This is a genomic window from Enterovibrio paralichthyis (genome assembly GCF_019209835.1).
Taxonomy (GTDB): Bacteria; Pseudomonadota; Gammaproteobacteria; order Enterobacterales; family Vibrionaceae; genus Enterovibrio; species Enterovibrio paralichthyis.
In genome coordinates, this window is record NZ_JAHUTS010000026.1 from 30,996 (window position 1) to 48,945 (window position 17,950).

Below are 17,950 nucleotides of genomic sequence, written 5' to 3' on the forward strand. Positions count from 1 at the left end.
ATTTGAAACACCAAGGCCAGCGTTGAAGCTGGCCTTGGTGTTATTGGTAGATGCTAAACAGCCGCTCTTGTCACCTCTGCCACATAACATCCCTGCCTATCATCAAACACCAGCGTCAGGGTATTTTTGATGCTTTCCAGCTCGTCATCCTGGTAATGAGAAACGTAGAGAAGCTGGCTGAGGTTTTCGCGGGCGATCATTTCCAGTGTACGTTTCATCAGCCTGCGGCCGAGGAAATCCAACCCTTGATACGGTTCATCGAGGATCAATAGCGTCGGCTGTTTAACAATCGCGCGGGCAATCAACAGCAAGCGTTGTTGTCCATAGTCGAGACGACGGAACGGGGTGTTGGCATATTGGCGCATGTGGAGGATATCAAGCCATTCATTGGCGATTTTCCGCTCCTGAATGCTGGGCTGGGTGTAAAGTCCAATGGAATCATGGAAGCCGGAAATAATCACATCCAGTGCTTTGCAGTTAACACGGTATTGCAGGTGCAGCGCCGAGGAAACCATGCCGATATGCTTTTTGATTTCCCAAACGGTTTCGCCGCTGCCGCGTTGTTTGCCAAAGATATGGATATTGTTGCTATAGCATTGTGGGTGATCGCCAAAGATCATCCCCAGTAAGGTACTTTTCCCTGCGCCATTAGGGCCTTTGATTTGCCAGTGCTCGCCTTTGTTGATACGCCAGTTAACGCCGGTAAAGATGGTTTTTTCAGTGTATTCCACCCGCCCGTCTGTTAGCGCAAAAATCGGATTCTCGAACGGCGTGGAATGTTGGTAACGACGAAGCAAAGCCATCATTTCGTCACTTTGCTGCTCGGATTGGGCAGCGATTTGTGCAATCACGGGGTGGGCATCCCAACGCGCCTTGTTCATCACCTCAACCAGCTCGCCCTGGCTGAACAGGGCAACGTTATCCACCCAATCCGGCATGTCTGCTTCACGGGAAAGCACCACCAGCATCTGAACGGTTTCTGCCAGTTTGCCAAGGTAGGCAGAAAGTGACTGGCGGTGTGCAACGTCCATCCCTTCATACGGGTTGTCCAACACCAGATAATCCGGTTGGGTAGCCAGGGCGCGCGCCAGCATCAAACGGCGGGTTTCCCCGGTTGAAAGCACGCGGAATCCACTGTTTTTCAAGTGGTCGAGATCAAGCTCGGCGATCAGGGTATCGCACAGGGTGTCATCGCTGCACATGTCAAAGATGAGGTCATGCACCGTGGTGCCGGTATCAATGCGGTCGAGGAAATCCGTGTCGTCATTGGCAAGCTCCTGCTCCAGCAGTTTTTGCTGTTCGCGCAGGGAAACCAGCACAATCCTGCCGTCCCCCTTATTCAGCGTTCCTTCAAATGGCAAGGTATCGCATAGCACAGCGCCAATCAGGGAGCCAACATCCCCTTCCGTGCTGAATACCGCCCAGGACTGGTGCGGGGCGATTTGCCAATTATCGATAGTGAGCGGCGTGCTGCTGCCTGCTGTTTTAAGCTGGTTGAATTGGATTTCCATACCCTTGGTTTCTTCCTGAAAGCGCAATGAAGCTAAAAGGTAGCGCATTCAGATTGAGTGTAAATACCCGCTTATCCGGTTCTGTGACATTAAAATGCCGTGAGCAAACTGATATGAAACAAAAGCAGCGCCCCTTTCTAGGGCGCTGAAGTAGACAATGAAAAGGTTATTTACGTGCGTTGGTGGGTGCAATCAACTGCGCTTCACCGATACGGTGTTGCAGAATGTAGTAGCCTGCTAGAGCAGGGGCGCCATCGGCAGGTACGCCTAAGCTTTCAACATCCAAGGCATAAACGGTGATTTCATAATTGTGCTTCGGTGCATCTGGTGGAGGACAAGCGCCGCCAAAGCCGATATAGCCGAAGTCATTGCGCTGCATTTGCGCGCCTTTGGGCATCTTCTCACCGCCTTTTTCGCCAGCATTCAGCGACAGATGGCGAACATCCGCTGGGATATCAATCATCACCCAGTGCCACCAGCCACTGCCTGTGGGTGCATCAGGGTCGTACATGGTCACCGCAAAACTTTTCGTGCCTTCTGGAACGTCGTCCCATTTCAGTTCCGGTGAAACATTGTCGCCTTCGCATCCCCACGAGTTAAAGATCTGTCCTTTGTTGAACGATTCACCTTCTACGACCTGGGGGCTTTCCAGATTCATTGCTGAAACCTGTGCAGCCATCAACAGCGAGGCACAAAGCAGCAGTTTCGATTTCATGTTGTCTTCCTTACTTGACCACTGGAGTCGAAAGTATGAGAAACAGTTTTGCCGGTCGATGTACGGTTTATGAGATCATTTGCATCAATTGAATTGGTCGCTCTCGCGACAGAAATATGATGCTGAATGTGAAAACTGTGCTTTAATGCGCGCTGATTCCAAGCTTCAAATATTGGGGTATTCCCATGCAAACCGCACCAACCAAAATTACCTTTTTCGAATGGCTGACACCGCTGGTTGCTTCAGGCAAGAAAGTGATCACTATCCGTGACGAGTCTGAAAGCCACTACGTGCCGGGAACGCGCGTAGATGTTCACACCCTGGAGCAAGACACTTATGTGTGTCAGATTGATATCCTTGCTGTTGAAAAGATTGGCTTTGACGATATCAATGAAGAACACGCCGCGCAGGAGTTCATCCCACTGGAAGAGCTGAAACCACTGATCCGCGAAATTTATCCTAACGATGAAGATTTCTATGTGATCAGCTATTCGCTGGTTGAAGGCTCAGCCAAGTAAACCGCGAGCATCGCAAAGCGATTTGCCGAACAGAAGAAAGCCCGCAGCACCTTGCTGCGGGCTTTTGTTTTTAAAGGATAATTTCCAGCGCACTGAAAAAGCGGTCGATCTCTTCCCGCGTGTTGTAGTGCATCAGACCAACACGCAAAATGCCGCCCTTGTCGGTCACACCGAATGCATCGGTCAGTTTGTCTGCATACAAATGGCCACTCCAGACGTAGATTTGCTGCTTGCCCAGAGCGGTAGCGATTTCTGACGGATCACGCTCACCAAATCGCAATGCGAATGTCGCAGTCCTCCCCTCCACACTTTCCACACCGTATAGCTGTACATTTTCGACAGCTTTCAATTTGTCGAGAAAGTATGCCGACAAGGTGGTTTCATACTGGTGGATATTGTCGTAACTGCTCGCCAGGCACGTGCGCAGATTATCACCCTCACCCAGAGAAGCCAGATATTCCACTGCGGCAACAAACGCACTCAGCGCTTCGAAATTCAGCGTCCCCGTTTCCCAGCAATTTGGAGCCGCAGAGGGTGCGGGTTCCACTTTGTAAGGCGTGATTGTCGACAGATACGCTTTTTTCCCATAGAGGAAGCCAAGATGCGGGCCATAAAACTTGTAAGCGGAGCCCGCAAGAAAGTCCACATCCAGCGCTTTTACGTCTACCAGTTGGTGGGGAAGCAAGTGCACAGCATCCACGAAGACTTTGGCACCGACAGCGTGGCTTTTAGCGACAACAATGGAAAGGTCTGTGATTGTGCCAGTGATATTGCTGGCACCGGTGACGGCCACCAGCTGGGTCTTTTCATTGAGGAGACTGTCGAGCGCATCCAGATCCAATGCACCGGTATGATCTTTGACAGGCAGATAGTGAACTGTGACGCCGCGATCTTTCGCAGCCATGATCCAGCTCGATCGATTCGCACCGTGATCCGCCTGGGTGACGATCACTTCATCCCCTTCCTGCCATTGCTGACTCAGTGCACGGCTGAATGAAAAGGTCACTGACGTCATGTTTGCGCCAAAGAAGATCTCTTCAGGCGCAGCGCCCAACATCGCGGCAGCGTGCCTGCGGGCATCCCCCACCAAATCGACCGTTTCCTGGCTCACGGCAAATTTTCCACCGAGATTTGAATTGCCGTTTTTCAGGTAGGTGCTGAATGCGTCAATCACATTGTCTGGTAACTGAGTGCCGCCAGGACCGTCAAGGTAGAGGGGCAGTTGCCCATTCACCGACCTTTGAAGCGCCGGAAATTGCGCCCGTAATTGGTCCACATTGTCACTGTTAAGCGGTAAATACGAAGACATCGCGCACGCCCTCCTCGCCGGCTTTGCTCGAAAGCGTTTCTGATATGTGGTGGTAGTAGCGCTGATCATCCAGGATGATGAATTGGTTGGGTTCCAGTACCGTGTTCAAGTGCGGATGTTGATCCACAGGCGATGAAAAAATCTGTGTAAAGCCTCCGGCAATGTTCCTGCGCTGAACGCAAAAGATCCCCACAAAGCGAAAACCGTCCTGATGAATGCCTTCCGGTGCCGGCGCACTGGTGTCGCTTTCAGAGCAGGTTACCCGGATTTGATGAACATCAATCTGGCCGCCTGTCACATCCAGCCCTGTCGCACTCGCGAATGAGCGGATCAGGTGGTCAAATTCCGGCAATGCCACCATCTCTTCAGACATAGGGGCAAAGTGGCGTTCCACATCACCCACCACGCGGTTTACCTCGGAAGACTGCATAAAGGGGCGGTGTTCCAGGCGGGTAATCTCCCCAGTTTGATTAATGGAAAAACGGGCATAACTCCGAAATCGGACATCGCTGTCTACGTAGGGATCTTGAGGGAGGACAGAGAAGTATGGCAGCAGTGTATTTGCCACACTGTCCGGCGTTTGAAAGGCTTCAATCAGAAACTTGTTTTGCATCTTTCATTCCTTTTGAACCGATACCCGCCTGCCCACCCGGGGATTCCTCACGGAACCAGCGGGCAAACGCTGTAAGCTGTTGAGTCATACAAAACGCAATCTGTTAGCAGATTGTTAATGAAATCTTATGCCATAATATTTGCTTTCAGCAACAGCAAAAAACCAATAAAGATTCTTATTCCAGTATTTAATCTCGCCAAAGTTAAACTCTGAAACATTCGATTGGTTTAGGTTTCGATCACGGAGTATTCAACCTCGCTCAAATCACTGATGAGTGGATTGCGCTGCTTCCTCTTGATGTATTCCCCACGCTTTGCAGGTTGATCTTTACCTATGGTCAGCCACTATATACCCAGACAGACAAACGGATTGGGGAAGATCAGCAATGACGCTGGAATGCCGCGTGGTGGCAACCATTGAAGAATTAGGCGAGCCCGCCTGGAATGCCCTGCTGCCGGACGATAACCCGTTTGTCCGGTATGCGTTTTTGCATGCTTTGGAACAAAGCGGCGCCGTGGGAGGCAAAAGTGGCTGGCTTCCCCAATATCTGGCGGTATTTGATGGCGAAACGCTGTTGGGGGCAGCACCCTGCTTTCTCAAACTCCACCCTTACGGCGAATACGTGTTTGACTGGTCTTGGGCAGAAGCCTACGAAGATGCTGATCTGGATTATTACCCCAAGCTGGTTTGCGCCATACCCTTTACCCCGGCAACGGGCCCACGCCTGCTGGTCAGGGATACAGACCATGTCGAAGCGGTCACGGATTATCTAATCGGGGGGCTTCAATCCCTGGCTGCGCAACTGGATTGTTCCGGTGCCCACGTTTTGTTTCCGGACAAAACAGGTATGCGACCTCTTACAAAGCATAGTTTTCTGGAACGCCGCGCGGTGCAGTTTCACTGGTTTAACCGTGGCTACGCATCATTCGATGATTTCCTTGCCACGCTGACAGCGCGAAAGCGCAAAACGCTCAGAAAAGAGCGGGTGTGTATTGAGCAGCAATCCCTGCAGGTTGAGGTTCTTGAAGGTAAAGCGGTGACTTCCGAACACCTTGCCCTTATGTACAAGTTTTATCAGCGAACTTACCTGAAGCGTTCTGGCCACTTGGGATACCTCAACCGGGATTTCTTCCTCTCCCTCGCGAAACAAAACGCGCAGCTGGTACTCATTCTCGCTAAAGACAACGGACAATATGTGGCGGGATCGCTCTATTTCCGTTCGAAAGAGACCCTGTTCGGGCGGTTCTGGGGTTGTCTAGGAGAATACGAAAAGCTGCATTTTGAACTTTGTTACTATCAGGGCATTGAGTATTGCATCCACCACCGAATTGCAAAGTTTGATGCGGGCGCACAGGGCGAACACAAACTGTTGCGTGGGTTTGAGCCCGTTTTTACTTACTCTGCCCACCTGTTGCGCCATCAAGGCTTTCATCAGGCCATTGCCGACTACCTAATGCGCGAGCATTCCCTGATTGAGCAATACCATGCTGACGCCCTGAATCATCTTCCTTTCAAACAAATCTAAGCCCCGGGAAACATTAACCGACGCTACGCTTAAAAGATAACGTCAGCCCACTTTTGAGGGAAAGGCGCATGACAAACCTCACTTTTCGATGCGAATGCGGTCAGGTAGAAGGCTCGCTGACAAATGCTTCTCCACACACAGGCAATCACATGGTCTGCTACTGCGATGACTGCCAGGCTTATGCTGCTTATTTGGGCGATGAAGATAAATGGCTGGATGAGTGGGGTGGCACGGATATCTTTCAGGTAACGCCCGCGAGTATTACTTTCCTGAAAGGCGGCGACAAGCTGCGCTGTGTCAGAGTCAAACCCGGCGGTATATTCCGCTTTTATTCATCCTGCTGTCGTACCCCGATTGCCAATACGGTGAGCCGGAAAATGCCCTTTGCCGGCATTCCAAGCCACATTATCCATGGCAACGACAAAGAAGCGGCACTTGGGCCTGTGCGCTGCTATGTCATGGGGACTTATGCCAAAGGGCAGCCGCCAACACACCCGCACCCGAAGTTTTCCCTCAAGTCTTTGGTTATCGTGTTGGGCTTTGTGCTCAAGAACAAGCTGAAAGGCGCCAATCTGCCCACACCATTTTTCAGGGATGACGGCAAAGCGGTAGTTGCCCCGGATCCCACCTTAAACCCTGATAACAGCGCCAGGCAGTAAAGGCTATTTTACCCGGCGTGGACGCTTGGTGTTGATGTAGTGCTCATGACGGTTTCGCCCTAGTTCTTTTGCGAGGTACAAGGCACCGTCTGCTTCTTCAAACATATTCTGTGATGAAGAATAGCCAGAAGAAACAACTAGGGACGAGATTCCAATGCTCATGGTCAGTTGCTGAGGCCAAGGGAACGGCAAGCTGGCAAACCGTCGACGGATGCGGTCAGCCAGTTCCAGCGAATCCTCGATACCCAACTCCGGACATACCACAAGAAACTCGTCACCACCCCAGCGCCCTATATGGTCATGTTTGCGTAATTCAGCATTGAGGTGTTCAGCAGCCATCAACAGTCCCTGATCCCCGGCAGCATGGCCTTCTGAATCGTTCAGCGCTTTAAAGTGGTCCAAATCTATCAGCAACACCGAAAGCTGGCGGTTATAGCGCTTGGCGCGTTTCACCTCTTCATCCAGACGCTCTTTAATGGCCTTGTGGTTAAGTAGTTTGGTCAAACCATCATGGGTAGATTCCGTCTGCAGCCGTTTGTACTGGGAGATATCCCGGACAATGGCAATCACACCCTCTTTGGTGGTGGTGATCGCGATACTCAAAGGCACCAGCCCACCCGCTTTGGTCACGCCGCGGATTTCAGTGTTGTCACTCAGCATCAAGCGGGAGCCGCGTGTTTTGATAAAATTTTTACGCAGCTGTTGGTGTTTGCTCTTTAACCCGTCTTCAATCAGATCTTCGACGGTCATATTTCTCAGTTCAGTCTGGTTATAACCAAAGATGGAAGAAACGGTTTTGTTGGTGCGAAGGATCCTGCCCTTAGGATCGCTATAGATAAACGCATCTGGCGATGCATCAAACAACACGTTGACCTCATTGGCGCGCTTGAACAGTCTGCGGGTAATAATAGAAATTGCCAAAGCAAACGCGATGATGATGAATGCGGGATAGGAGCTGCCAACTGCCATCAACAGCCCGTTACTACGGTTGCTGAAGCTGGTGTCGAAATATTGACCTTCTATGCTGGGGAGCAGGTTTTTTCTCAGTGAGATTAGTGCTTCGCGTGCGGATCTGTCATCCACCTTCACTAGGGCGTCAAGTTCCAGTACCGGCAAGTTGTAGAATTCCAGTTTCGCCCTGTTAAGGTTACGGAAGTATTCGTTGAGTGTTTCCTGCACCACAAGGATCTGCTTCATGTCCTTATCATCGAGCTCTGCCACCAGTAGGTTCAGCAACGCGTTGTTTGCTTCCCAATAGGCGGCCGTGGCATCGATAAAGTCCGTTTCTTTTCTTCTCAGAACATAGTTTTTGAAATGGTGGATAAAACCGACATAACCGAAAGAGCGCTCTAGCGCCGCCAAATCCAACGCGACCTTAACACTCTCCAGCGATTTGCGGTTCCACTCTTCATTGAGCTTCTTAACGTAGTCCGCCTGCCACACATTGACCAGAACAGAAATAGCAAGCACCGATACGCAAAGTATCGCCAGAATAATATTGAGAAATCTGTGAGACATTGCCGCCACTCGTATACGAATTTACAGTCACTATGTATTGTAGTTGAGACTGGCGAGGTCGGCGTGAAAGACGACAAAGGCGGCATATGCCGCCTTTGTAAAAAATCTGGAAGGGTTTTCTATCAGCTCACCTGAAGGCGTGCTTTTACCGCATCAATGCGTTTGTTCCAAAACTCGCGGTATTTGAAGTATGCGTAAGTAGATGCAATGGAAAAGAACAGATACGACAGCGCAAACACAAACGGCGATGTAATCAATTCACGTTCCATACTCCACATCACACCAAATACAGTGATGCCGAGTTTTACTGCAAAGCCAGAGATCAGCAGTAGCAGTGCGAGCTGTGGGTATTTTGTGTGGCGGAAGCTCAGCCAGTAACAACAACCAACAGCAACCGTTGCCAATGAAAATCCAACCATGTAGGAATGGAAATGATCACCCGCCAGGATGCCACCAACAACAGAAAGAAAAACAACCACGAAAAAGGCCATTTCTACCTCATTAACTAAGGTTAAACCAACGTTACGAGCATTAATTGCTCTAATGGAGCTATTTTTGCACAATTCATTGGCGAGTGCTAAACACGATAATTTAACAATTTGAAAACATTAAATCGTTAATTCATGGGTTTATTGTGCCGATTTTATCATGAATCCCGTAACTTACCTGATTCCAGCGGTGTTAATTTCCTGTTATATGATTACAAATGGAAACATTTTGTTACGAATGTGCGTGCAAATTATTCAATGGAAATCATATTTTTTAACGCTGGCACGTATTTTCCGTCTTTTCCCAAATCACCCATGTCATCAAATCCCCACCAGCAATCCAGATTCGCCCTGAGTAATGGCGCATTGGGTTGAATCATGGGGATAAAAGGTGGGGCTCACAATGCACTTTCAGGAAGGGGTAGAAAAACCGGGGGCCGGACACAAAAAAGCCGGGGCGTCACGCTCCGGCTTTTCTTTTCATTGAATTTCAGGCAACAGAACAAAGGTTGTCAGCAAGCAGCTTTTTCTCTAAATACGCTTTATTCAATGCTTCAACTTCAACCACTGGCCCCAACATTTTGACGCGCATCAGTGTGCCGTGAGAGCCAGCAACTTCCGCAAACCGCCCTTCTGAATAGTCACTTTCATACTGGAAGGTTTCAATGGCCAAATGGAGCAGATTAAAGTCTTGTCTGCGTACAGAGAGATAAGAGCGCCACATTAAGGCATCAAACACTTCTGTGGCATTGTACGCTCTGATGACAAACCGCCAGCCTCTGTCTTCGCCATAAAAGTCGAGAGGGAAGAACTTGCGGAGTCGTTTAATCGTTTTCAATGTCGTTACTCTTCTTCGATGTGAAAACACGATGCATACAGCTTTCAGTATAGAGGCAGTTTTCAGCGCCGCCACAAAAAACAAATACAAATAAATGATTGTTTTTACTGCATTCAGTGCTTTCTTTTTTAGCAATCCCGGTCTAAGTGGAAGTATGCAATCACAAACATATAGGCGTTCGCCAGAATATTATTTTGTCGCTATCCAAAGGTTCAGTATTTGACCCAAGCGTTAGATGCGTTTTTACTTATATCCAAACAACCTGAATATGCTCGCATTCAGCGGGTATCAATGGGTTCAACACTTTGGGTTTGCGTGAATATCGCACCTTCATTTTTAAAGGTCAGGCAGTTTACATGAAATTGCAGCTTTTCCGATGGGTTATCGTCGTCGTGCTGGTGATCGGCGCATTTTTATTGGGCATCGAGTACCAAAAGTTCACCTATTTCGATGCATGCCTTGAAGTGGGTAAGGAAACAACCATCGGCGACCACCGCATTTGCGTCAGCAAAGAAAATTGACCCTTGACCTTTTTTTGATAATGCGTTGATACCGCTCTTATCCCGGCACAATACCCTGCCTCGGCTATATCCCCAGAAAACTGACAATTTCCCCTTGTTTGGGGATTTACCCAAACGACCAGGAGTTGCTCGCTGAATACCGCGTCTTCAGGTTGTTTAGGTATATTAATTTTCAACAGAAAACCCACTAATCAATCCGGTGAACACTACGCTTTGATAACATTCACCACGGAGTTGCTGCCTTTCTAACCGAACGGTGCAAATTACACCTAAGTGGTTACTTTATGAACCATTACTCTGATTTTTTTGCGGTACACTGCACACTATAAATTAGCTCTCGGCCTAGAATTTGCTTATACCTCAATAACAGGCCCCCCTACACAGCCAGTTTGACGCGAAGAACCGCTGAAAAAAGAACGCTAACCGTCTAAAAAATATAACAATAAGACGGAGGTGGCGGACTTAGAACAGCACTCAAAGCAATAACGTGCGGCCAAGAAAGACCGGTTCACATGATGTGAAAAGCCCCAGAGGCACGGATTTTTGACGCAGGCAGAGGGAAAGCCAGTCAATTTACTGGAACATGAAAATGGCGATTTCGCTATATCCCTAAAACTGCGGTGTGCTGTCGCCAGAAAACCAACAACAAGACAGCACCAGAATGATAATGAGCCTTGCATGCTGAAACGTTTTCTTCAATCCGGTCATCGACTACAAACCAAGCTTTCTGTACTGGTTCTTGGCGTTAGTTTGCTCTTCGCTGGGGTGTCAGTCTGCATGCAATTGGGTGTCAACTACGCCAATACCGTAAGATGGACGACCCAGTCGCTGGAAAAACGTATCGACGCGGCCAGCGATAACCTGGTGCACGCGATTCAACATGATGATCTGTCCCTGATGGTTCGTCAGTTGAAAAGTCTGGCGGGTATGCCCCATATCAGCAATGTGCACCTCACCTATGAAGGCAATTCGCACCTATGGGCTGATAACATCACCCTTCCGCGGCGCGCTGAGCGAATCATCACACAATCTCTGACATCCCAAGGTGAAACGCTCGGTACGTTAGAGGTATACCTGGACTACACGTCCGTTGAAATGACGGCACTTGAAAGTGCGATTCCTTCTGCGCTGTTCTTCCTGACCGAAGCCATTCTGGTCGCACTGCTTATTCTGCTACTGCTTAAAAAGACGTTTACCCGCCGGATTTCTGATTTGGTTGACAGTGTCGATCGTATTGACCTGAACAAAGTCAGCAAATTCGCGATTCCGGATGAGCTGACCAACAGCAAGGATGAAATTGGACAGGTCGCGCGCTCGATTCAAGAGCTGTATATGCGGATCCGAGCTGATTGTGTCCATAACAAACTCAAAGAGCGCACGCTGAAGCAACACAAATCCTTGTTGGCGGAAGAGGTCTCACTACGTGCCAAGGAACTGGAATGGCAAAACCGCTCCAATAAACTGCTGGCCGCGTTGTCACTTCGCCTGATCAAAGGACACAAAGCCAGCGTCGAGTTTGATGTTCGCCTGTGTATGCCGGAGTTGGCAAAGCTGTTCGAAGCTGACCACATTTTCTGGCTGTCTCTCGATCAGGAAAAGGTTCTCTACCGCGTCTCTTATCCGGAAAACAGTGACGAGCCGACCATCGACATCAGCGACATGTATCTGGTGAAACGCTGGTTGATGGAAGCGCAGGAAGTGGCGCTGCTGGATTTGAATACAGCCAATGAAAACGCGATTATCGAGCCACACTTCCTGAAAGAAATGGGCATTCACAGCCTAGCTATGTTCCCACTGTCTGACGGGCGCAAGAGCTTTGGCCTGTTGGCGGTCACCCGTAACAACCAATCCCTGCAGTGGAATGAGAATAAGAGCCTGCTCCTTAAACGCTACGCGACCATGCTCAGCGAATTGACCATCCGCGAGCGCGACCATCAGGCGATGACAGAGTTGCAGGAAGAGCTGATCATGGCAAACGAGCGCCTGCGTCTGGAAGCGGAAACCGATGAACTGACGCGCCTGTTGAACCGACGTCCTTTCAGCCGTCAACTCAGCAATGCCCTTTATCAAGCCGTCGAAGAAGGTGATTCACTGACTGTCATGATGGTGGATATCGACCATTTCAAAGCCTACAACGATATCTACGGACACCTTCAAGGTGACAAAGTACTGAAGTATGTGGCGCGTGCAATGGCCAATGTCGCCCGTCAGTTCAATGCACCGCTGGCGCGTTTTGGCGGAGAAGAGTTCGCACTGTTGTTGCCGAAAAGCAATTTGGCGCTGGCACAGGAGGTTACCTGGCAGCTTTGCCAATCCGTGCGCGACCTATGTATTCCCCACCAAGGCAGCCAGAACAGTGGTATTGTCACCATCAGTATTGGCGGTGTGGTGTGCGAGCCAGACGGTTTAACCCAGCCAAACCAACTACTGGAATTCGCTGACCAGTCCCTCTATAAAGCCAAACGTGGCGGTCGCAACCGCGCTGAGCTAAAACAATACAACGCTGCTCCCGAAGACGTATTCTGATACCTATTCCAAACGTCCTGGAGATATTACCGGCGCTTTCCCGTGCCGGTAACAGCGTCTTCCACGCCCATGAATTCCTTCCCTAAGTTTTTCCCGGTTTGTCTCTGAAATCGGAAACCCCGGCGATTTCTTCTATGCGAAGATTAACCAACGAAGTTTTGCATCTGCATGGGGTTTTGTATGTTGTCAGTCAGGCCGCCGAGGCATATCTGCCATGTGGTGGTATCCCTTGGTGATGTGGCACAGAATGAGCAGGTATTTGCCAACATCCGACAATTCCCTTCACCTCATTACGAACATACCCTTATCGTTTTGCACAAGGCGAAAAAGCCCCCCCTGCGCCTGCCGCACCACACCAGTTGTCTGGAGTTGGCGCTTGACGGCTCTCTTCTGAACAAAATCCGAACCTGCCATCAGGCACTTCGCGCCATCCGTCCTGATGTCTGCCAGACTTATGGCGACCAGACCCTGCCTGTCCAGTGGCTTGCTCACCGGGCCGGCATCCCGCTCAGACTGCATATCGCTGGACAAGGTAACGGTGCCGCGAATTGGTTAGCCCGCAAGGGGCGGGTGTGGTCACACAAGATCTTCAAACACTCCTGCGATTTTGTCATTGCTTCGGATAAAGCGCAGGAGGCCTGGCTCAAGACAAATGCAGGTATTGAAGAGAGTAAAATCAAACGTGTACGTGCAGGTATAGACATCAAAACGCACCGCCCGCCGCTGCAGGATGTCAGCCTCAGGAACCAGACTGCTTTTATCGGCACTTTGCCGGTGCCCGCGAACCGTTTTGTTATCGGTTTGCCCGTCACTGGCATAGGGAAGGAGGCGGTTGAGCAGTTTTTAGCAGAGTATGTTGCCGCGCTGAAACACTCAACGGCGTTTTCTGCACAGGCATTGCTGCTGATCATAGGGAACAGCCCCTACCTGTCATTTTACCGCCGCTTTCTCGAGCAACACGATGTCAGCGACAATCAGGCACGTTTTTGTAATCATCACGCTGAAAGTGAACGCTTTTTCCACCTGCTTGATGCCATCGTCACCCTGGATGACGGAACGCAGCCCTCGTTTGCTTTACTGGAAGCCATGTCGATGGGGCTGCCAGTGATCTCGGGACGTGCCGGTGATTCGCTAAAAGATGACAACCATCCGCTGTTTTGGCTAACTGATAACGGCTCTCACCTGTTCCAGTATCAAATGCTCACCCTTTATTCTGATGCCAGAAAACGTATTCGCCTCGGACAAGCTTCGCGCAGCTATGTGCTGGAGCGCTACCACCACGCCGAGCATCAGGCGCGGTATGAGAAGCTCTACCAACTCCTCGAACACCGCATTCCACCAAGAATGCCTACCTCAGTAACCCGTTACCCGCCATCCCCTACCCGCTTTAAGCCCTGATTCGACTTTGGTGGTAAACACACATAAATTTGCTGCCCTTTCATCTCATATACGAGAATTTCTGGCTATATTTTGGATATCTAATTAACAGACAGGATGTCTTATTCCGATGAAAATTTTGGTCGTGGACGATATGACTTCGATGCGCCACGTCATGCTTAACCTGCTGAGAAGCATCGGCTATTTGGAGTTGGAAGAGGCAACCAACGGTTGGCAGGCATTACAGATGATGCAGCGAAGCCGGTATGATTTACTCATTACCGACCTGAATATGCCGAAAATGGACGGAAGAGAGTTGCTTAAGGAAATCCGGGCAGACAACAAACTCAAAACCATGCCCGTACTGATCGTTTCCTGTGAGCAGGATAAAGACAGGGTAAAAGAACTTATCCGCTACGGCGTAAACGGCTTTGTCGTAAAGCCATTTAACGGCGTTACCCTGCATAAGCAAATTCAACGTATTGAACGCCAGCAGAAACTAGCGGCAGAAAGGGGCGAAGCTGACAAGCAACAACTCTAAACGTTTGTACTTCGCAGCATTATTCTCTTCCCACCAAAACAAACGCCCACGTTTGCGGCTATTGCCAGCGTATCCCTGCAAGGTGAATAATTTCCATACGCTCCAACTCATGCAAGAGACGCTTGGCATATTCAGGCTCGCACACTGAAAGCGCGGAAAGCGCGGCACCCAAGGGCAATTTCTTTTCCAACAGTGAGAGAAAAACGCTGGCAGCACTGTCGCAGAGCATGACATCGCCAGTGTTGGGGCTAAAAATAACCAGCTGATCGCCGGATTCGTAACTGCATAACTCAAGGGAAAAATTGCTGGCAAGCTTAACGTCGACTTCTGCCCTTAAAACCAGATTATTATCAATCAGTTCATTCATTCTCATCTGTGCCACCTGACCATACTACATAAGGCTGATGATGTATTTATTTTGCCTGACTATGGAAACCCAAACTCCCTGATGGAGACCTGAGAATATTGCCCCGGCATGCGTAATATTGATTCACAAATTAACTCTATATGCTGCTGCCAAAAAACCTTATTAAGTAAATGGTCAATTGACCACTAGTCTCAAACATGAAGCAAACTAGCGCTCCTCGTTACCGCTGCAATGAGTATTTTTCGATCAGTGTGTAGAGCGTCGGGCGGGAAATTCCCAGCAAGTTGGCAGACTGCGACATATTGCCCTCTGCCCGCGCAAGCGCCCGGGTAACAGCATTGCGCTCAGCTTCCTCTCTCACCTGCCTCAGGTTCAGTGGTAACCCGCTGTCTTTTTGATGCTCTTTGGTCAAAGCCAGATCCGCCGCTGAGATTTGCGTGCCGTCCGCCATGATCACCGCTGATTTCACTTTGTTCTGCAGCTCTCTCACATTGCCCGGCCAGGCATAAGTCATCAACGCGTTAACGGCGTCGTCTGAAAAGCCGTTGATTTTGCGGTTCATGGTTTGGTTGAATTGCAGCAAGAAGGTTTTTGCAAGCAGCAACACATCATCGCCCCTGTCCCTGAGAGGAGGGATATTGATTGTCACTTCACCAACGTGGTGGAGCAGGTCATCCCGGAACTTTTTCTCTGACACCCGCGCACCCAAATCGTGATACGTCGCCGCCACTACTTTGACATCAACGGGAATGGAACGCTCTCCAGCGATACGATCGACAACGCGCTCCTGGAAAAAACGCAGTACTTTCGCCTGAATGGAGAGGGGCATATCGCCGATCTCATCCAGAAACAGAGTTCCACCATGGGCCGCTTCAATTTTACCGATTTTGATTTGGCGGGAATCGAAGTTGCCGCGCTCAATCCCGAACAGTTCAGCATCCAGCATATCTTCAGGCAAAGACGCACAGTTCAACGTAATAAAAGGTTTGTTGCTACGGGTGCTGCGATCATGGATAGCCCTTGCCATCAGGGCTTTACCGGTGCCGCTTTCTCCGTAAACCAAAGTGTTAACGTCGGTACTGGCAACCCTGTCCACCATACGGAGTAACTGAACCATTGGGGCACTTCCGCCCAATATCGCATGTTGCTGACGCTCATAGGTTCTGAGCCTTTCCACTTCACTTTCCAGCGAAGCAATGTGCTGCGCCCGCTTGACCATCATCCTTAACAGATCGTCACTGTAAGGACGCTCGATGATATCTGTCGCCCCCGCTTCCAGCGCCAACACGGCATCGCCATTGTTTTCACTATCCACAACAACAATAACTTTGGTTCGCGGGGAATATGAAAGAATGTCTTTGAGGACTGCCAGCGTCACGGCATTGCATTCGGCAATCACCGCAACCGTGGTCAGTAACTGGTGGAGAGTATTGGATATGCCTTGTGCCTGCGCCGTAACAATTGCTGTTTCGTCCCCCAGCGCCCGGCTTACCCGTATTTGGGCATCTGCATCATCCGATATGATCAGCACAGCATCTTGGCGTCGTGATGCTGCGTGTTGTTGGACTTCAACCATGGATCTTTCCTCTGACTGTAAACATCGTGTAGTGAACTTGCCTTCGGCCTTTGTGCCCGCGAACAACGCGGCACGAGTGCGGATGCAACACGAATGGAAATCGTGTTTGTTGCCTTTAGGCGTTGCAGACCTGACTGTCTAAATCTAAGTTGCCGGGATGGACACCGAATATTTCGCCCTTACCTAGCGAGTTACCTGTCAGGATCTTTTAAAGCCACATGGGTATTCACTTTCTAAAACACAGCGTTTCAACATCACTAAAACGGGGGTCCATACCCTGCTCAAAACCTTGCTGTGTATTACCAGACTCTCAAATCAGGGAAATACCTTGTAGCTGACACGTATTTGAGTACATGGAAAAATCGGCGGCTATTCAACGCCTTGATTTTAGTTGTCGGTGGCGTTGTGCATACTTTTACAGAACTGGCGTAAATCGTTTGCACAAGCGTAAGGTTTTTCTTCACTCGACGATCACTCTAGCAGGGGAGCTGATTCTCTTTGTCCGGCGAAAGAAGGAAATCTCAATAATTCTTATTTTGTAGGCACATTCTCTGATTTTAAATGTTGACGATCCCTGAATACCAATGCTTATGCCAAATTGGCAGCGTAAAATGTAAGGATAAATCGCGCACTTTTAGGCAAATAACAGCGCGATAAACCGCCAATCTACCGGGAAATGTTCAAACGCATGGAATTGATAAACGTGGCAGGTTTTAATAGATTTCCGCCACCATCAGACAGGAAGCATGACGTGAATTTGGCTGAGCAGACACAGTATTACGACGACGTATTTTCAGACGTTGATATTTCCGGCATGTCGTTCGGCGACATTGAATTTGAGGAGTGCCTGTTTCGTCATTGCCAGTTATCAGAAGCCGTTTTCCGCAACTGTAAGTTTCTCAACTGTACCTTCGAACAATGCAACCTCAGCCTGGTAAAATGGCACTATTCCCGCCTCTCAGAGCTTGAGTTTGTCGACTGCAAGCTGGTTGGCAGTGACTGGACTCAGGCAGACTGGCCCGTTTACCGGCGCGATGCTGAGCTGACATTCAAACGCTGCATCATGAATGACAACAGTTTCTTTGGGCTGACCCTGCATGGCCTGAAAGTTGCGGACTGCAAACTGCATGACGCAGATTTTCGTGAGAGTGATTTGACGGAGTCTGTCATGACAGGCTGTGATTTCACCAATGCCCTGTTCCAGCGCACCAATCTGAATGAAGCCGACCTGACTGACTCCACAGCATTCAACATCAATGTGCTGGAGAACAAAGTTACCGATGCCAAATTTTCCCGCTTCGAGGCACTGGCATTGCTGGAAAGCCTGGGAATAGAGCTGGTCGATTAA

Annotated in this window: 17 protein-coding genes; 8 read left to right on the forward strand and 9 right to left on the reverse strand. The window is 49.6% G+C overall.

All coding sequences use genetic code 11. The features are described 5' to 3' along the window. Positions 1–53: 53 nt before the first annotated feature. Positions 54–1,511 carry a molybdate ABC transporter ATP-binding protein ModF gene (modF, locus tag KU854_RS20900; protein ID WP_218360268.1) on the reverse strand — a complete coding sequence of 486 codons (1,458 nt, stop codon included), beginning with the start codon at positions 1,509–1,511 and terminating at the stop codon, positions 54–56. Positions 1,512–1,677: 166 nt separating this feature from the next. After that, on the reverse strand, positions 1,678–2,226 hold the full coding sequence (locus KU854_RS20905) for a YbhB/YbcL family Raf kinase inhibitor-like protein (protein WP_218360269.1): 549 nt from the start codon (positions 2,224–2,226) through the stop codon (positions 1,678–1,680). Between the two features lie 185 nt (positions 2,227–2,411). Between KU854_RS20905 and yqfB the strand changes: the two genes are divergently transcribed. Further along, a complete protein-coding gene (gene yqfB, locus KU854_RS20910; RefSeq protein ID WP_218360270.1) occupies positions 2,412–2,744 on the forward strand; it encodes a N(4)-acetylcytidine aminohydrolase in 333 nt (110 codons plus the stop codon). Between the two features lie 70 nt (positions 2,745–2,814). On the opposite strand, the gene KU854_RS20915 is transcribed toward yqfB, so the two are convergent. Both KU854_RS20915 and KU854_RS20920 read right to left on the reverse strand, forming a co-directional pair. Beyond that, complete coding sequence (locus KU854_RS20915; RefSeq protein WP_218360271.1) at positions 2,815–4,053, reverse strand: cysteine desulfurase-like protein; 1,239 nt, start codon at positions 4,051–4,053, stop codon at positions 2,815–2,817. Further along, entirely contained in the window at positions 4,031–4,666 is a 636-nt protein-coding gene (locus tag KU854_RS20920) for a 2OG-Fe dioxygenase family protein (protein ID WP_218360272.1), read from the reverse strand. The genes KU854_RS20915 and KU854_RS20920 overlap by 23 nt, the downstream gene beginning before the upstream one ends. Before the next feature lie 385 nt (positions 4,667–5,051). On the opposite strand from KU854_RS20920, the gene KU854_RS20925 reads away from it, so the two are divergent. Further along, positions 5,052–6,191: a GNAT family N-acetyltransferase gene (locus KU854_RS20925; RefSeq protein ID WP_218360273.1), complete on the forward strand. Its 1,140-nt coding sequence runs from the start codon at positions 5,052–5,054 to the stop codon at positions 6,189–6,191. Between the two features lie 68 nt (positions 6,192–6,259). After that, the gene (locus KU854_RS20930; RefSeq protein ID WP_218360274.1) at positions 6,260–6,850 is read left to right on the forward strand and encodes a DUF6151 family protein; all 591 of its coding nucleotides are present in this window, start codon (positions 6,260–6,262) and stop codon (positions 6,848–6,850) included. Between the two features lie 3 nt (positions 6,851–6,853). Here KU854_RS20930 and KU854_RS20935 read toward each other — a convergent pair whose 3' ends face one another. The 3 genes from KU854_RS20935 to KU854_RS20945 form a co-directional block, all read right to left on the reverse strand. Then, positions 6,854–8,368 (reverse strand): GGDEF domain-containing protein, encoded by a 1,515-nt coding sequence (locus tag KU854_RS20935; protein ID WP_218360275.1) that lies wholly within the window; start codon positions 8,366–8,368, stop codon positions 6,854–6,856. A 122-nt stretch (positions 8,369–8,490) separates the two neighbouring features. Next, a complete protein-coding gene (locus KU854_RS20940) occupies positions 8,491–8,859 on the reverse strand; it encodes an NADH:ubiquinone oxidoreductase (protein WP_218360276.1) in 369 nt (122 codons plus the stop codon). Between the two features lie 487 nt (positions 8,860–9,346). Next, on the reverse strand, positions 9,347–9,694 hold the full coding sequence (locus KU854_RS20945) for a hypothetical protein (protein ID WP_054780128.1): 348 nt from the start codon (positions 9,692–9,694) through the stop codon (positions 9,347–9,349). 356 nt (positions 9,695–10,050) lie between these two features. Here KU854_RS20945 and KU854_RS20950 point away from each other — a divergent pair, with 356 nt between their 5' ends. The 4 genes from KU854_RS20950 (at position 10,051) to KU854_RS20965 (ending at position 14,659) form a co-directional block, all read left to right on the forward strand. After that, a complete protein-coding gene (locus KU854_RS20950; protein WP_218360277.1) occupies positions 10,051–10,215 on the forward strand; it encodes a hypothetical protein in 165 nt (54 codons plus the stop codon). A gap of 678 nt (positions 10,216–10,893) precedes the next feature. Continuing rightward, positions 10,894–12,741, forward strand: coding sequence for a GGDEF domain-containing protein (locus KU854_RS20955; RefSeq protein WP_218360278.1), 1,848 nt, complete (start codon positions 10,894–10,896; stop codon positions 12,739–12,741). Between the two features lie 180 nt (positions 12,742–12,921). After that, a complete protein-coding gene (locus tag KU854_RS20960) occupies positions 12,922–14,139 on the forward strand; it encodes a glycosyltransferase family 4 protein (protein ID WP_218360279.1) in 1,218 nt (405 codons plus the stop codon). 109 nt (positions 14,140–14,248) lie between these two features. After that, positions 14,249–14,659 carry a response regulator gene (locus KU854_RS20965; RefSeq protein WP_218360280.1) on the forward strand — a complete coding sequence of 137 codons (411 nt, stop codon included), beginning with the start codon at positions 14,249–14,251 and terminating at the stop codon, positions 14,657–14,659. Between the two features lie 58 nt (positions 14,660–14,717). Here the strand turns inward: KU854_RS20965 and KU854_RS20970 are convergent, their stop codons facing one another. After that, entirely contained in the window at positions 14,718–15,026 is a 309-nt protein-coding gene (locus KU854_RS20970) for a hypothetical protein (protein WP_255555667.1), read from the reverse strand. A gap of 220 nt (positions 15,027–15,246) precedes the next feature. Then, on the reverse strand, positions 15,247–16,602 hold the full coding sequence (locus tag KU854_RS20975) for a sigma 54-interacting transcriptional regulator (protein ID WP_218360282.1): 1,356 nt from the start codon (positions 16,600–16,602) through the stop codon (positions 15,247–15,249). A gap of 688 nt (positions 16,603–17,290) precedes the next feature. On the opposite strand from KU854_RS20975, the gene KU854_RS20980 reads away from it, so the two are divergent. After that, the gene (locus KU854_RS20980; protein WP_218360283.1) at positions 17,291–17,950 is read left to right on the forward strand and encodes a pentapeptide repeat-containing protein; all 660 of its coding nucleotides are present in this window, start codon (positions 17,291–17,293) and stop codon (positions 17,948–17,950) included.

Coding starts and splice junctions, on each gene's coding strand:
- KU854_RS20905 (WP_218360269.1), bottom strand. CDS start 2,226: ATGAAATCGAAACTGCTGCTTTGTGCCTCGCTGTTGATGGCTGCACAG.
- KU854_RS20920 (WP_218360272.1), bottom strand. CDS start 4,666: ATGCAAAACAAGTTTCTGATTGAAGCCTTTCAAACGCCGGACAGTGTG.
- KU854_RS20975 (WP_218360282.1), bottom strand. CDS start 16,602: ATGGTTGAAGTCCAACAACACGCAGCATCACGACGCCAAGATGCTGTG.
- KU854_RS20950 (WP_218360277.1), top strand. CDS start 10,051: ATGAAATTGCAGCTTTTCCGATGGGTTATCGTCGTCGTGCTGGTGATC.
- KU854_RS20925 (WP_218360273.1), top strand. CDS start 5,052: ATGACGCTGGAATGCCGCGTGGTGGCAACCATTGAAGAATTAGGCGAG.
- modF (WP_218360268.1), bottom strand. CDS start 1,511: ATGGAAATCCAATTCAACCAGCTTAAAACAGCAGGCAGCAGCACGCCG.
- KU854_RS20955 (WP_218360278.1), top strand. CDS start 10,894: ATGCTGAAACGTTTTCTTCAATCCGGTCATCGACTACAAACCAAGCTT.
- KU854_RS20935 (WP_218360275.1), bottom strand. CDS start 8,368: ATGTCTCACAGATTTCTCAATATTATTCTGGCGATACTTTGCGTATCG.
- KU854_RS20930 (WP_218360274.1), top strand. CDS start 6,260: ATGACAAACCTCACTTTTCGATGCGAATGCGGTCAGGTAGAAGGCTCG.
- KU854_RS20965 (WP_218360280.1), top strand. CDS start 14,249: ATGAAAATTTTGGTCGTGGACGATATGACTTCGATGCGCCACGTCATG.
- yqfB (WP_218360270.1), top strand. CDS start 2,412: ATGCAAACCGCACCAACCAAAATTACCTTTTTCGAATGGCTGACACCG.
- KU854_RS20970 (WP_255555667.1), bottom strand. CDS start 15,026: ATGAATGAACTGATTGATAATAATCTGGTTTTAAGGGCAGAAGTCGAC.
- KU854_RS20980 (WP_218360283.1), top strand. CDS start 17,291: ATGGAATTGATAAACGTGGCAGGTTTTAATAGATTTCCGCCACCATCA.
- KU854_RS20940 (WP_218360276.1), bottom strand. CDS start 8,859: ATGGCCTTTTTCGTGGTTGTTTTTCTTTCTGTTGTTGGTGGCATCCTG.
- KU854_RS20960 (WP_218360279.1), top strand. CDS start 12,922: ATGTTGTCAGTCAGGCCGCCGAGGCATATCTGCCATGTGGTGGTATCC.
- KU854_RS20915 (WP_218360271.1), bottom strand. CDS start 4,053: ATGTCTTCGTATTTACCGCTTAACAGTGACAATGTGGACCAATTACGG.